Origin of the sequence: Salirhabdus salicampi (assembly GCF_024259515.1) — a bacterium.
In the GTDB taxonomy this organism is placed as follows: Bacteria; Bacillota; Bacilli; order Bacillales; family Alkalibacillaceae; genus Salirhabdus_A; species Salirhabdus_A salicampi.
On sequence record NZ_JANBWE010000001.1, the window covers coordinates 149,702 to 165,381 of the forward strand.

Here is a 15,680-nt window from a genome sequence, read left to right on the forward strand (position 1 = left end):
GGGGATACCCCATTCTTTACTGTATATATTGTTATGAAAACGGGGTATTTTTATGTTCAGAAAAGAACCGCTTAAAATAATTGGCATCATTAGTAGTATTATCATTTTTGGAATTTCATTTTTTTTAAGTATTGCACTTGGAATAACAGACATGAGTCTCCAAACAGTTTATCATGCCCTTTTTCATTTTAATGCCAATTCTACCGAACATATTATTATTCAATCCAGTCGATTACCACGTGCAATTATTGGGGCTTTAATCGGTGCATGTTTGGCAGTATCTGGAGCGCTCATGCAAGCTATAACCAAAAATCCACTAGCATCTCCTACAATATTTGGAGTGAATGCAGGTGCAATTTGTTTCGTTGTCTTAGCGGTAACATTCCTATCAATTTCTTCTCTTGTTCACTATATGTGGATTGCCTTTATTGGTGCAGGAGTAGCTTCAGCTTGTGTGTATATCTTAGGCACAATTGGAAGAGATGGTATGACGCCCATTAAAATTGTTCTCGCGGGGGCAGCTATGACAGCACTTTTTACCTCTTTTACGCAAGGGGTACTCGTATTAAACGAAACGGGGCTGCAAGAGGTATTATTTTGGTTAGCTGGTTCTATATCCGGGAGAACGTTAGATGTCTTGATCCCAGTAATGCCGTATATGATTGTTGGATTAATGATCGCTATATTTTTGGGCCAATCTATAAATATATTATTGTTTGGGGACGAGGTTGCCACTGGACTAGGCGTTCGGGTGAATATCGTAAAAGGCATAATAGGTATATTAATAGTAGTTTTAGCGGGGTCGTCAGTTGCCGTAGCTGGGGCCATAGGTTTTATCGGTTTAGTTGTTCCTCATGTTGCTCGATTTTTAGTGGGGAATGATTATCGGTGGGTTATTCCATATTGCATCCTTTTAGGTGGTTCACTGCTTTTATTGGCAGATGTATTATCACGTTTTGTCATTATGCCACAAGAGCTACCAATAGGGGTTACGACTGCACTCATTGGAACACCTTTCTTTCTATATTTAGCTCGAAAAAGGGGGTTCCATAATGAAGGATAAATTATTTATTAAAACTCGTTACATTGCCTTTACTGTTGAGAAGCGACATGTATTGATTCTTTTCACCTTGATGGGAATCCTTACTGTGTCCTTTTTAACTAGTGTAGCAATTGGACGGGATTGGTATTCGTTATGGAGCCTTTTTGACATTTTTATAGGTAATGGTGATCCAATGGATTCGTTTATCGTCTTCGAACTACGATTACCCCGTGTTGTTTTGGCACTGTTGGTAGGTTCGGCATTTGGAATAGCGGGCGCTATTTTACAAGGAATCGTACGAAACCCATTAGCATCTCCAGAAATATTAGGCATTACAGGTGGAGCAGCAGTGTTTTCGGTGGCATTTATTGTTTTCTTCTCAGGTAGTGTGGCGATTAATTGGTTGCCCTTATTTTCTTTTATCGGAGCCTTAATGATAGCTATACTTATATACGCACTTTCATGGAAGAAGGGTATAACACCATTACGAATGATTCTGCTGGGAATCGGCTTTCAAGCGGCTACAGGTGCCCTAACGACAATGATGATTGTATTAGGCTCAATGTTTACTGCAACACAAGCTTATTTATGGCTAACAGGAAGTATTTATGCTGCGACATGGGATGACATACGATTGATATTACCATGGCTATTTGTCTTAATTCCAATCGGATTATTATTAGGTAAAGCTATTGACGTTCTTACATTAGGGGACCGCGTTGCAAAGAGTTTAGGAGTGAAAGTAAACAATTATCGTTTTCTTCTTCTCGTAGTAAGCGCAGCATTAACTGGTGTCGCTGTGGCGATAGGTGGGGGAATTGGCTTTGTTGGTTTAATTGCTCCTCACATTGCCAAAAGATTAGTTGGGCACTCTTTTGTCCCACTTGCCATAACCTCGTCCTTATTAGGAAGCTTGATTGTACTAATAGCCGATACGTTTGGCAGAACTGCGTTTTCACCGTTAGATGTACCTGTTGGTGTTTTTACTGCTGGTTTTGGTGCACCATTTTTTATTTACCTATTGTATCGGAATAGACATCATATAAATTAGTAACAATCTTTTAAAAAAGGTTCAAGCGACTGGTGAAATATTTTTATTAAGTTAGGTTAATGATCAATACACGTAGATTTGTAACTTGTGGCTTCAGAGTAATTAATAGAGTAATTAATTGAGTACACTTCGAAATAATCGGAGGTGTACTCAATTGATGTATAGGACACTGTCCTAAAAAATAGATGACATGCTAAAAACTATTAGGAAGCCTTCTATTTTTCCTTAGATTTTATTAAATAATATGCGGTAATCCAGGAAGTTATTGGAATTACTAACGTTAAACCGATTCCAGCACAAAGTATCGTAATCATTTCTGCACTAAATATTTTTGAATTGAAAATGTCTCCAAAAGAATAGGATAAATCTTTAAACCATATAAGCAATGCTAAATATCCGCCAAAAAAGGCGAAAAATAACGTGTTTGTGCTAGTGCTAAGGATGTCTCTTCCAATACTTAACCCAGATTTAAATAGTGCATCTTTACTAATGTTTGGGTTATGGAGAAATATTTCCCGCATAGGCGAGGTAATGGAAATAGCGATATCAATGATTGCCCCTACCGTACTCATAATAATCATAGAAGCTGCGAGTTTCGTAAAATCAACCCCGATATGTAGGGAGAACATGTAAAATTCAGATGCTTCCTCTTCCCCAAAGCCTTGAATCATAGCTTTATCCGTCACGACGACAATAAATATAAGAAGAACGGCTATCGTAATCACAGAAGAAACGAATGCTGTAATTGTCTTATTGTTCACTTCATTAATATAAAATAGACTTATCCAACTAATGACGGCACACGCAATCATTGTTAAAATGATTGGATTTGTATTCGGTTCTGTCATGAGAATAACTGTAAGGAGAAGTACGCCAAAATTAAAAAATAATGCAATAAACGATCGCACGCCTTTTCTTCCGCCAATGAGTGTCATTAATATGAATAAAATTGCAGCTAACATTACTAGTGCATTCATGATTTTGCCCTCTTTCGATTTACGAAAAATATTGAAATATAAACGCCAATAGGAATGGTTAGAACGATTCCAATCCCACCAGCAAGAGCACGTGCTAATTCCAATGAGAGGTTCATGGATAAGGTGAACCCTAAAGGCGAGGCATTTTTAAAATATAAAATGAGCATTGGAATAGAGCCACTCACATATGCAAAAAACAAGATATTTGTCATCGTCCCCATAATATCTTTTCCAATTTCCATCCCTGACGTTTTCAATGCTTTTATGGAAATGTTGTGATTTTTTTCATACAATCCAAAGATAGACGAAGACATTGTTATGGCTACATCCATAACAGCACCTAAAGAGCCGATAAATAAACCTGCCATGAACACTGCTTGATAAGTGCGGGTTAGAAATTGCATTTCCTCATATCTTAGACCATTTGCTGAAGTTAACCATACAACAAGGTAAGTAATGAGTAGCGAGAAAATAGTTCCTAGTAAAGTTGCTATAATGGCTGCGTACGTCTTTTCATTAAAGCCGTTAACAAGTAACAAGGATATAACAGTAAACAATATGACACTGATAGACGAGATAAATAACAAACTAATGTTTGTTGTGTTTATATATATATCCAAGGCATATGACAGGATGATCGCATTGACGGCTAAGCTAATAATTGATAATAAGCCTTGTCTTTTTCCGACAATGAGTAAGGTGAAAATGAATATCCACGTTACAATTAAGATGTATTTATCACGTTTAACGTCTAGTATAGTTCCTGTTAATTCTTCCTCATGATTCGTTTTTATAGAAACGAATAACTCATCTCCTACATCATATTGTTGGTCATAGGCTCCAGATAATGAGTATGTATTCGTTAAGTAAATAAGTTGTCCTTTTTTTTCACCATTTTTCATTTCAGCCACTATGTTTTGGGTAAATACGAAATCTTCATTCTGATGTGCATCTATGACTTCAGTTTGATCGACAATATCGGTTTTTGTAATCTTCGCAATTGTTCGTTCATAAAACGAATAATTGTGATGAACAAAAACTATAGAGATAAAAAAGCTAAGACCTATTAAGGTGTACAGGATCAATTGCTTATATGTTAAATCATTAAATTTGTTTACTATATAACCCAAAAAAACCACTCCAATCATGAGGAGGATCCAGTGTAGTATTACCCTAATATACATAACAGGGTAGATAATCGATAAGAGCTTGTTTTTCATGAAAAAACCCCAAGCAACACGATACTTGGAGTTTATCTTTACAATCCTTATTTCACAATCAATACAGGACAGTCAGCCCTTTTGGCCACCTTATGACTAACTCGACCTAATACGAGTTCTTGTAACCCATTAAGACCTCTACTACCTACAATGACTAAATCAAAATTATTTTTATTTGCGTAATTTACAATAGTTGGACCAGGTTCCCCGGTTAACACCTTTATTTCAAATTGAATATTTGAATCTCCTAGAGTTGTTTCTACATGCGTTAATTTATCTCTTTGCACATCAGTGATGCCAATCTTATTCCAATTGTTCAACGTGTTAGCTTTTACAGATCCAGAATCTTTTACATAAACAACTTCAATTTTAGAGCCTTCGGTACTTTGTGCTAAATGTATCGCGTGCTCAGTTGTACGTAATGAATGTTCAGAACCATCTGTTGCTAGAAGGATTTTTTTATACATGTTGATCCCTGCTTTCTATCCTAGTGTGCACTAAGTTTTTTGCTTAATTTTGCTTTCAGTTCTGAACTTGTCTTGTTCAGCCCTGTAACATACACATTAATATCTTTACTTTCGAATTTTGATACAATTTTATCGAGTGCGGCAATCGCTGAATCATCCCATAATCGTGCACCGTTCAGATCCAAAATAACTTCATTTGCTTCTTTAATATCGTAATCAAATTCCTCAATTAATTCGGTTACTGAAGCGAAAAACACTTCCCCTACAAATGTGTAAATCATTCTGTTTCCCTGAATTGTTTTCTGTACGTGAACTTTTGAAATTTTTGCTACGAAAAAGATTGCACTTAATAAAATTCCAGTTAGTACACCAATCGCTAGGTTATGAGTGAGAATTACCGTTGCAACAGTCACAATCATAACTAAATTATCGGTCATAGGAACAATTTTCATTGTACGGATGGAATTCCAATCAAATGTACCAATCGCCACCATTATCATTACTCCAACTAATGCAGCAACTGGAATTTGGGATACGACATCTCCTAAGAACACAATTAAACAAATTAGAACGATACCTGCAGCTAAAGATGATAGTCTTCCTCTTCCGCCCGAGTTCATGTTAATCACAGATTGTCCAATCATCGCACAACCTGCCATACCACCAAAAAATCCAGTTACGATGTTCGCAATTCCTTGCCCTTTAGATTCTGTGTTTTTGTTACTAGCTGTATCTGTATATTCATCTACAATGCTAGCTGTTAATAACGATTCTACAAGTCCTACAATAGCTAATCCTAAAGCATATGGGAAGATAATCGCTAATGTTTCAAAATTTAATGGAACAGATGGGAAAAAAATACTTGGAAAAGCTTTTGTGATCTGTCCCATATCCCCTACTGTGTGAACATTTGTGTTCATCGTGATAGCAACAATTGTAATCACCACAATAGCAATAAGGGGAGAAGGCACTGCCTTGGTAATGAATGGGAATAAATAAATAATGAGTAATGTACCAATTACCATTCCATATACTACCATACTTTCTCCGACAAAGTGGTCTAATTGTGACATGAATATCATAATGGCTAGTGCATTCACAAATCCAACCATTACGGATCGAGGAATAAATTTCATATATCGGGCTAATTTAATTAACCCAAAAATAATTTGGATAATACCTGTTAATATGGTCGCCGCTAATAAGTAGTCTAGTCCGTAGTCAGCCACAAGATCAATCATTAATAATGCCATTGCCCCGGTTGCACCAGAAATCATTCCAGGTCTCCCACCGACAAAAGCAATCACGACGGCAATGACAAATGAAGCATATAGCCCTACCATTGGATCAACCCCTGCGATAATCGAGAACGCAATCGCTTCAGGAATAAGTGCCAAAGCAACAACAATACCTGCCATAATGTCTCCTCTAATGTTGCCAAACCATGACTGTCGAGCTGTTAAATCGTTTTGCATATCTTTGCTGTCTCCTTTAATTTTTTATATTTAAAATGACTTTGTCATTTTTTCACATTGGTTGAATATTTAATATACTTTGATCAACATCCCCCAGTAATAAATCAACGGGCTTATTGCCAAGTAAAAGTAATCTGTGTAGTGGTCTTGTCATGGAAACGTATAAAAGTTTTATATCCATTTCATTATTTTTGCTATACGTATCTTTGTTACTTATAACAAATACAACATCAAATTCAAGTCCTTTTGAGATATGTGACGGAATGACGATAATATGATCAGAATGAATCTTTTCTTCTTTGTCCTCGATTAATTGGACTTTTTTATTTTGCGCCTTCAACGCTTTATATATGGTTCTACAATCGTTAAATGTTTTTCCGATGACGGCAAACGTTTTAAAGCCATCGTTTTTTAGGCACTCTACTTCTCCATGAATGAGTTGTCTCATTTGGTTAATGTTTTTCGTGTAATGGAACCTAGGTTTCTCCCCGTGTCTTACGATAGGACGTACCTTAGGTAAGTCTTCAGGCAATTGTTCGATAACGGCATTGGCGAGGTTCATAATTTCCACAGTCGTACGGTAACTTTTCTGTAATTCTGTGTACGTTGCTCGTGGGAATATTTTATCAACGACAACGTTCCAATCTTTAATGCCCCGGTATGAATGAATGCCTTGAGAAAGGTCCCCAACAATCGTAAATAAGTCTGTTCCTAATGCTTCCTTCAGAGCAATGAGCTGTAAATAGCTGTAATCTTGCGCCTCATCAATAATGACACTTTTTATCTTTACTGTATCCGTTATTCCGAAAAGTGCTTGCTGCAAATAAAGGAGAGGTGCTAAATCTTCCATTTCATATTTATTCTTTTTCAATAAGTCGTTCGTGTATGAACAAACTTTTTCAGCTTCATGTTTTGTTAAACTACCTTCGCTATACCGGATAAGTTGTTCGGGGTCTTCAAACAGCATTTTATAATATTGGATTAAAGTTTTTTTAGGGAATTGCTTTTTAAAATAAGTTTGTACAGCGCCCTTCATTTCACTTTTTAATTCTTCTAACCTTTGCTCCTTACGATTCATAACTTTGGTGACATACTTTCGCCTTTTATCTCGGTCCTTTATGTCGTATATTCCTTTGTCTAACTTTTCGTCGTAAAAGTCTGTAACTCGCTCTATCATTTTTTTCTTTTTCAATCGATAGTCGTTTTGGACAACCTTTTTCATTTTCTCAATCCGCTTGTAGATTGGGAGATATCGGTATTCCTTCGTGAATAACCTCTTCATTTTTTTTGCACTAAACAAACGGAACTTGTCTACCTTAAAATCGTCAACGGGGTAAAGGGATTGTTGAATATCTTGAATGTACCGATCGAGGATAGATTTAAATTGTAACGACCCTTTCAAAGAGGAACACCATCGAATAAACTCTTTTTCCATCGTATCGTCATCTAATAAAAGAGTTATTTTATCGTCTTCAACTAATTTTAAGTTTTTCCCTAAACATTCTTTGGCGAATGTTGTGAAAGTAGTTTGTTTAACCCGATCGACCCCTAAATCTGGGAGAGCTTCAGAAATGTAATCAATAAAGATATGGTTAGGAGCCAAAATCATAAGTTCCTCAGGTTTAAACTGATTGGCATATTGGTATATGAAATAGGAGATACGATGTAATGCAATCGTTGTTTTCCCACTTCCTGCTGCCCCCTGTACAATAATAGGGCGTTTTAAATCAGCTCGAATAATTCGGTTTTGTTCTTCTTGTATAGTAGCGACTATATCGGTTAGTCGATTACTAGCACTTTCACTTAACGATTGTTGGAGAAGTTCATCAGTCGTTGTCACATCAACGTCTCGAATATCTTGAAGGGAACCATCTTCCATAACAAATTGACGTTTCAATTGTAAATCGCCGACATAATCCTTTCCGTTAGCTGTATAAGACACTTCCCCCAACCTCCCATCGTAGTAAACATTTGCTACAGGAGATCGCCAATCTATAATGAGTGGTTCTTGTGAATCACGTTGATAAAGTGATGTTTTGCCTATATAGTATTCATCCGTTTTTTCTTGATTTTCCCGTTTGAAATGAATTTTTGCGAAATAAGGCTTGTCCTTAATTCTCTCTAAATTATTTATTTCCGCCTCAGACCTACTGAGGAAATTCGCATTCGTTAATATGTTAATGTAACTCAAGCTTGAGTCCAACCAGTCGAGATCCTCAAAAGCCGTTTTAATATTTTGTTTGAATTTCGATTCATTTTCTTTCGATGTTTTAATAACCGCTTGTATAAAACGTTTCGTGAACTCAAGCCTTTTGTATTCATAATCATAATCTGGATGATCGTATAAAGACATAATTTCACTCCTTATTATTATCAACCATTAGCGACTAAACCACACTTAAAAAAAGATAGCACAATTTGTACATATACACAATAATTTATTTATTTCTCTTATAACCATTTATAATGAATTGTATTTGACGTTATATAGCTTTTTTAATATGATATACAATGTAAACAAAATGCCTTTCTGGAGGTTTATCATATGGAAAAAGAGATTATGACCATTTCACAAGTAGCTGATTATTTACAAATCAGTGAAATGACAACATATAAATTAGTTCAAGATGGAAAAATACCTGGTTTTAAAGTGGGAAGGCATTGGCGTGTAAAAAAGGAAGACCTTTCGGAATTTATTGAGAAACAAAAACGAGGAGAAAGAATATAACATAAGCGGTGATAAACATTGTTAACATATACTGGTGAACGCGTTATACCAGAACAAATGAAACCAACAAACGGTCTTTTGTTGGAACATTTAGCAAGGTACTATTTCGCTACATATTATATTAATGGAAGCGTTTTAGATATTTCGTGTGGTGCCGGCTACGGTTCACACATGATGGCAAAGGCTAAAAAGAAAACCCTCTCAAAAGTTGTTGGGATTGATATTGATTCGGACGCTATCCAATATGCAAAAAGGACATACTACCACCCTCTAGTAGAGTATAAAGTAGGAAATGCAGTTGATCGAAAGTTACCAAAAAATATAGGGCAATTTGATACGATTGTTAGTTTTGAAACATTTGAGCATGTGGAAGAAGAAACAGAGTTTATGTGTAATATTTACGAAATGCTTAAACCAGGTGGACGTTTAATTATATCAACCCCCTTTGGAAAAGGAAGAGGTAAACCTTGCGGATCACCCTTCCATGTTCATCAGTTAACCGTTTCAGAGTTTAAGGATTTGTTTAATAAATATAACGAAGTAACCTTTTATGGACAACGAGGAGTTGCTATTGAGCCATTAAATGATAATCGAGTGAAACATTTTCCTATCGGTATTGCTGTTTGTAAAAAGTAAGTTTTATCCCCACAATCCCCATGTACTTATTCAAATACTAATAAAAACATAATAGCTTTTTAAGTAGATGAAAGATGAGAATCATATACTAAAATGTTTGTCTGGACAAGAGATTTGGAATCTCATTTACTCTTAAAGACACTACTTTTGTTTCTGTTACGCTAAAAAAGAGAAACAAAAAAGTGTCTCCGTTCCTTAGAGATGAGGATTAGGGTAAAACATTCATTGTCTGTTAGATATACTTGAACAATTTTTCCGAGAAGGTGAGGTTCAACTAGTAAAGAAAAGCACAATATACTTCTTAGCAATTTGGAGTGGAAAAAATTTAATATTTATGTGAATTAATGAACAATATGTAAGAGGGTGATTATGATAGCGATTCGAATTCTTTGTAACCATTGTCAAGGACTAGGTTATGTGAAAAGGTTTTTCTTTAAAAAAACATGCCGCGATTGTGGTGGTGAAGGGAAGATTGAAACGATTTCGTTGAAAGGACTTCTTAGGTAATGAAAGTGAAGAGATAGAACGCATTTTGTCATTATATGTTTATCTCTAATAAAATATTTTAGATTAAGTACTTCTCACTACAAGGTAATAAATAACTAATTTTAAGGTCTTAGAAAATGTGATTTTTAAAATCTCGTGTCAACTCTTCCTTTCTTGTTCACTTCACCAAGCGATCGTCCATCAGAAGACCCGAAACTCTTCCCCAAGACAACATTTATTTAAAAATGACAGGTTGTTTGCCGCATGTTATTCATAAAGAGACGTTCAGTGGCATAACGAATTGTGCAAAACTTCTGTTTTGTAGAAAAATAATGAGAAATTGGTATCTGCAAAAATCTCCTAGCATAAATTTGCCAGGAGTTTTTTTCTGTATTTATGTCATCGAAGGTGAAATTTTTCATGGTATGGTGCACCTGGGTGCTGTGGCCCACAATTTGCATTGTTACTAGATATGCCACAAAATAATGATAGAGTTGACAATATAAATGGTATTGCAGTGGCTATGGATTCTGCCATAGAGTCTACAGGTGAACTTACCCTTGATAAAGAAGAAACAGATAAAGCTTCTGGTTTAGTATTACTTGGAACATGTAGCTATTGTTAATGGTGGTAATTCATCTTGAACAGATAATGCTTTTTGTTATTCAGATTAGACATCCTTTTTTACAATAGGATGAAACTTTAAGGAAGCAATAATACAGACCAGTGTTATGAATTTTTCAATTATATAAAGGGAATTACGTTTAAAGTGTTGAAAGAAAAAAGATACTTAATTTATGGTATCTACACATACTTACATATAGTAGGATTGTAAAGCAGAGGGGGAGACATATGAATTTTCATCGTCATCCAGTTACATATGTTGATCAAGTTCACGTAAAGGTTCAAGATTTAGATCGTTCGGTAGGTTTTTATGAAAAAGTAATCGGGTTTAAGGTATTGGATAAAACAGAACGTAAAGCTAGTTTAACTGTGGATGGAAAGACTGCTCTATTAACAATCGAGCAACCAAAAAACGTTACACCTAAACAAGGAAGAACTACAGGACTTTATCATTTTGCCCTCCTATTACCGAATCGTTCTGATTTAGCAAATGTTGTTCAGTACTTTGCTCAGATAGGTATACAATTCGGATCCTCTGACCATTTAGTAAGTGAAGCAATTTATTTATCAGACCCAGATGGAAATGGAATTGAAATGTATGTGGATCGCAATCCTTCTGTATGGAATTGGCAAAATGGTGAAGTTGAAATGGCAGTAGATCCTTTGAATTTCCAAGCTTTATTGTCTGAACGAACTCAACAGCAATGGGTTGGTTTACCCCAGGAGACCGTTATGGGGCATATTCATTTGCATGTTGCTGAATTACGTAAAACAGAAGAATTTTACACAAAGGGATTAGGGTTTGAAGTTGTTTGCCGATTTGGGTCCCAGGCTCTATTTATAGCAGATAGTAAATACCATCATCATCTTGGTTTAAATACGTGGGCTGGTGTCGGTGCACCTCCCACTCCTCCAAATAGTGCAGGATTGGAATCATTTACATTGAAGTTACCGAGTGAGGAAAAAAGACGTGAAATTATTTTACAGCTGAAAGACCTTGGTGCATCTGTTGAAGGAGAAAAAGATTCCTACATCACAGTAGATCCTTCCGGAAACCGTATTAATCTAGCTGTTTAACGCGAACGTTTGTTGATTAAGTATGAAGAGTGACTATAAAGGGAGTTTGAATATCACAGGTGGAAATTTCTGATCTGCACCTTAAAGCCTCTGCCTTAGTAAATTCCTTATCACCATAAAACAACCTACAAGGGTGGAATTACACTTTATGAAATTTCAACAGATTAAGAAATTTTTGATTAAAGAAATTCGCATTATACCACTTTTACTTTTCGGGATCATAACCCTAGTAGCTTGTGTCCCGCAAACAGAAAAGGAAAATCCTACTCCTGAGGATAAAAACGAATTAACGGAAGAGCTGAAAAACGTTGAGGAAGTTAAGACTTTATCAGGTGAGTTTATTCCGCCAAATTTCCGAATTGAAACATTTCATTCATATTTTGATGAAAATATAAATTCTTTCGAGTTAGAAATCGGCTACATGGTTAGTTTAGAATTGTATGAGCAATTGAAAGAAACAAATTATTATTTTAGTGTGGGATTCCCAGAGCAAGTTCAAAGTATTATTGATCAAGCATCTACAGATGGATATGTGAAAGGTGCGGAAATGAAGAGTAGTGGAAGGCTTGATTACACGATTCGATTTACTGAAAAAATAGATAAGGTTCTAACAAAGGAAGAAATAAAGGTATTAACAAATGAAAAAAATAACTATGACTTATATATTGCTAATGATAAAAAGGAAACAGTCCATATTTTTAATGATATCAATCTCTTTATATTAAACAATTAAAGCAGTCGAACTGTGGATCGTTTTTACTAATAGCAGTTGTTGGTTGAATACAAGCTTGATGTGTATTGGAAAAGTCAATACGTTTTGTTTCACGATTCACGAAAAGGATCATTCCATTGAGTACATTACAAGATATCGAATAAAATATAATCTTACACGTACCTATTTGTAATTCGTGAAAGAATGGAAAGGGTGGAAAATAATCATTGATAAACGCCTTCATAAGAATGTAGAAGAATAACTTTACAAAGGATAAGAAAACTGCCTAAATCTAGGCAGAGAGTCTTAAAAGGTAAACATTCTGAATTAATTCTTATTGTTGACTGTGAGAACATAAACGCTGAGTTAGTAGAAAATATTTTATGGAGTCATTATGCACTAGGAGTTGCAAAGGTAAAGTAAAGCTTGTCCTATATGATGCATGTAACCGTAATTGCATAGGAACATTTAAAACATGAATATAGCCAGTTTTTTGATTTGGAGTGTCCTTAGGCTTGAAACTTTATTTGGCTTATTTTGAATTATAATCATATCGTTCCACGATTGATAATGGATAGTGACCCAAAAACACCCTTCTGTTTATACAGAAGGGATATTTGATTATATAATATTTACTTACCAAAGCTTTCTGGAAGCATGGTGAATCCTTCGATAACCGTATCTTCTTCAACCTCAATTAGTATGCAGCGCTTTCCTTGAAAATCAACCTGTTTTACGTATTTTAAATCTTGTGGACTAACGGAGATGTTCGCTACTTTTGTTTTGATTTTGATCGATTTTGATTTATACTTTGGAACGATATTGCTTGCTTTTAATTCATATTTCTCATCGTCGACGACTCTTTGGAATGCAGTTTCGACTTTTTCACTATTTACTTCTTCAACACCACTCACTTTTAAGACATGTTCAACGTCTTTATAGTCTAATTTCGGCGTTTCATCATCTTCGTTATCCTCGATAACACGGTTAATTTCATCATATACATTTGCGAGGGTTGAAGTGTTTAATTGATCACCGGTAACGTCTTTAACGATTTCTTCAAAAACTACTTTGTCCTCTTTAGCGGTTAATATCTCTTCACCATTTAATACTTCTTCGATGAAATGATAATCGAGTTCATTTGCTTTCCTGGCTGAATATAAAATGTGATTCACATCTGAAGCATTGTCGGTGACGCAAGGGAATAGAAAGCCACCCACTGGATTGTTAAGGTTAATAACTGGATCAACAATGACATTGTATTTGAATTCTTTCTCAACGTAGTCAAATAATAGTTCCTTTTTTGGATCTTGGGTTGTATTCATACTACATAAAATGAAGGAGTGGGAGTAAACCGCATCTCGTTCATTATCTTCAGACTCATCATGTTTCCGTTTCATCGGTTTTAAATATTCACCACGAATAAATGTGACAACCATATCCATTTCATATTGTTTATCTTTCAACATCTTCTCGACAATAAGAAGCATCTGTTCTTTCCAATCGTCTACATTATCGCTTAGTAATCCCTTGTGTAAAATAAGTTGGCTACTATTTTCAGCATTACGCTGAAATTTTAATTCAAATAGTTTTTCGTCAAGCTGACCAGTTAAAACTTTTTTAAAGTTTGTCATAAATAATTCTTGCTGATCTTGATCTAACATTTCAAATGGTTGGCTTTGATGATGATAAATTTCGCTCGTTTCTTTCATAATATAGACGTTAAAAATTTCACTTATTGATAATAAGTCATTATCTAATTTAAATTGCTTTCGTATGTTGGCTATATCTTTTTTATTCATATATATTCCTCTCCTAGTCTATCTATTTATAAACTATAACACGTTAACCCAACCTCTAAACGTAAGCATATATGTTTTGCAATATAAGAGTAAAAATAAAATTATACAATTGTAAATTATATACCGCAATACATTAGTGTAGGGAGAATTCTACTAATAGCAATGTAAGATTGATATAACAGGTTCACTTCTCGCAAATAGAGCAAACAGATTTATTTTGTTTCCTTATTCCTGAGTGGTTAAACGGAGGGGAAAGTATGGAATAATAACAATTAGAAAGGATAAGAGCATCTCAAAGGTGTTCTTATCCTCTCATTTATTCCATCAATGTAAACCGTTGTTTTTCTTTGAAAAATGTATTCCCCTTTTCGATCAGGTCAATAAACGTATCAACTAAGTCTGAATCAAACTGTTTCCCTTTATTACTTATAAGCTCACTAAGTATGTCATCTATCTTTAGTTCGTCCCTATATATCCGCTGGGAAGACATAGCATCAAAGGCATCTGCAATTGCAACAATACGGGCAGTCAACGGTATTTCCGTTCCTTTTAACCCTTTTGGATAGCCCTTTCCATCAAATCTTTCATGGTGGTACAAAATAATATCTAAGACACCACTCTCATTGAAGCTGTCGATATGTTTAATCATTTCATAACCCAAAGTTGGATGGCGTTTTATAATTTCATATTCCTCTTTACTTAACTTACCTGTTTTATTTAATACGTACTCAGGGATGCCAATTTTTCCGATATCATGAAGCAATCCGCCAATGTGTATAACTTTACAAAGCTCGTCAGTCAGTCTTAACTTTTTTGCTATTAGGACCGAGTATTGTGCTACATTCTTGGAATGGTTCATAGTGTATGGATCTCTGGAATCTAAAGCATTGGCAAGAGCATGTATCAGTTTTATATTATCACGTTGAATTTGTTGAAAATGTTTCATTAAACCGACTGAAATAAACGTTATGAGGATATAAGTAAACAAAAGAGTGACAAAAGTTAGAATGCCTAACATAGGTTCAGGTATTAGAAAAAATCGACAAATGACAATTAAAAATGCTAACACGATAATAAGCCATACAGGACGGTCGTAAAAACCTAACCCTAAAAAGATTGAACCGAAAATATAGAGAATAAAAAGGTCTGATTTCGTTTCAGGTAGAAGGATGTTTATAATTAGGCTGAAAACCATCACAATAATAAAGGCGTATCGAAAGTAACGGGGATGGTTAAGTAGGCGATTAAACTTCATAGTACCTCCGATTTGTTCTTAATAAACGTAATGTCGTTTTATAAAATGTACTTTTTCCGTAATGGTAACGATTTATGCATCACCCTTCGCAGCTAAACCTATTTGTAACCCGACTCTTTTGTGACAAA

General features: G+C 35.1%; 13 protein-coding genes. 6 read left to right on the forward strand and 7 right to left on the reverse strand.

Annotated features, from left to right (window positions below):
• The first annotated feature begins 52 nt into the window (after positions 1 to 52).
• Positions 53 to 1,063, forward strand: coding sequence for a FecCD family ABC transporter permease (locus tag NLW78_RS00750; protein ID WP_254494360.1), 1,011 nt, complete (start codon positions 53 to 55; stop codon positions 1,061 to 1,063).
• Positions 1,053 to 2,093, forward strand: coding sequence for a FecCD family ABC transporter permease (locus tag NLW78_RS00755; protein WP_254494361.1), 1,041 nt, complete (start codon positions 1,053 to 1,055; stop codon positions 2,091 to 2,093). Before NLW78_RS00750 ends, NLW78_RS00755 begins: the two co-directional genes overlap by 11 nt.
• Positions 2,094 to 2,308: 215 nt before the next feature.
• On the opposite strand, the gene NLW78_RS00760 is transcribed toward NLW78_RS00755, so the two are convergent.
• The 5 genes from NLW78_RS00760 to helD form a co-directional block, all read right to left on the reverse strand.
• On the reverse strand, positions 2,309 to 3,070 hold the full coding sequence (locus NLW78_RS00760) for a YibE/F family protein (protein WP_254494362.1): 762 nt from the start codon (positions 3,068 to 3,070) through the stop codon (positions 2,309 to 2,311).
• Positions 3,067 to 4,191, reverse strand: coding sequence for a YibE/F family protein (locus NLW78_RS00765; RefSeq protein ID WP_437181946.1), 1,125 nt, complete (start codon positions 4,189 to 4,191; stop codon positions 3,067 to 3,069). The genes NLW78_RS00760 and NLW78_RS00765 overlap by 4 nt, the downstream gene beginning before the upstream one ends.
• 146 nt (positions 4,192 to 4,337) lie before the next feature.
• Positions 4,338 to 4,757, reverse strand: a complete 420-nt coding sequence (locus tag NLW78_RS00770; RefSeq protein ID WP_254494364.1) for a universal stress protein — start codon at positions 4,755 to 4,757, stop codon at positions 4,338 to 4,340.
• Between the two features lie 20 nt (positions 4,758 to 4,777).
• Positions 4,778 to 6,232: a SulP family inorganic anion transporter gene (locus NLW78_RS00775; RefSeq protein ID WP_254494366.1), complete on the reverse strand. Its 1,455-nt coding sequence runs from the start codon at positions 6,230 to 6,232 to the stop codon at positions 4,778 to 4,780.
• 52 nt (positions 6,233 to 6,284) lie between these two features.
• Positions 6,285 to 8,585, reverse strand: a complete 2,301-nt coding sequence (helD, locus tag NLW78_RS00780; RefSeq protein WP_254494367.1) for an RNA polymerase recycling motor HelD — start codon at positions 8,583 to 8,585, stop codon at positions 6,285 to 6,287.
• Positions 8,586 to 8,777: 192 nt separating this feature from the next.
• Here helD and NLW78_RS00785 point away from each other — a divergent pair, with 192 nt between their 5' ends.
• The 4 genes from NLW78_RS00785 to NLW78_RS00800 all read left to right on the forward strand — a co-directional run bounded on the left by NLW78_RS00785 (position 8,778) and on the right by NLW78_RS00800 (position 12,516).
• Positions 8,778 to 8,960: a helix-turn-helix domain-containing protein gene (locus NLW78_RS00785; protein WP_254494369.1), complete on the forward strand. Its 183-nt coding sequence runs from the start codon at positions 8,778 to 8,780 to the stop codon at positions 8,958 to 8,960.
• A gap of 18 nt (positions 8,961 to 8,978) precedes the next feature.
• Positions 8,979 to 9,596, forward strand: a complete 618-nt coding sequence (locus NLW78_RS00790; protein ID WP_254494371.1) for a class I SAM-dependent methyltransferase — start codon at positions 8,979 to 8,981, stop codon at positions 9,594 to 9,596.
• A 1,338-nt stretch (positions 9,597 to 10,934) separates the two neighbouring features.
• Positions 10,935 to 11,783, forward strand: coding sequence for a VOC family protein (locus NLW78_RS00795; protein ID WP_254494373.1), 849 nt, complete (start codon positions 10,935 to 10,937; stop codon positions 11,781 to 11,783).
• Between the two features lie 148 nt (positions 11,784 to 11,931).
• A complete protein-coding gene (locus NLW78_RS00800) occupies positions 11,932 to 12,516 on the forward strand; it encodes a hypothetical protein (RefSeq protein WP_254494380.1) in 585 nt (194 codons plus the stop codon).
• Positions 12,517 to 13,127: 611 nt separating this feature from the next.
• On the opposite strand, the gene NLW78_RS00805 is transcribed toward NLW78_RS00800, so the two are convergent.
• On the reverse strand, positions 13,128 to 14,297 hold the full coding sequence (locus NLW78_RS00805) for a DUF4317 domain-containing protein (RefSeq protein WP_254494382.1): 1,170 nt from the start codon (positions 14,295 to 14,297) through the stop codon (positions 13,128 to 13,130).
• Positions 14,298 to 14,613: 316 nt separating this feature from the next.
• Positions 14,614 to 15,552 (reverse strand): HD-GYP domain-containing protein, encoded by a 939-nt coding sequence (locus tag NLW78_RS00810; RefSeq protein WP_254494383.1) that lies wholly within the window; start codon positions 15,550 to 15,552, stop codon positions 14,614 to 14,616.
• Between the last annotated feature and the right edge of the window lie 128 nt (positions 15,553 to 15,680).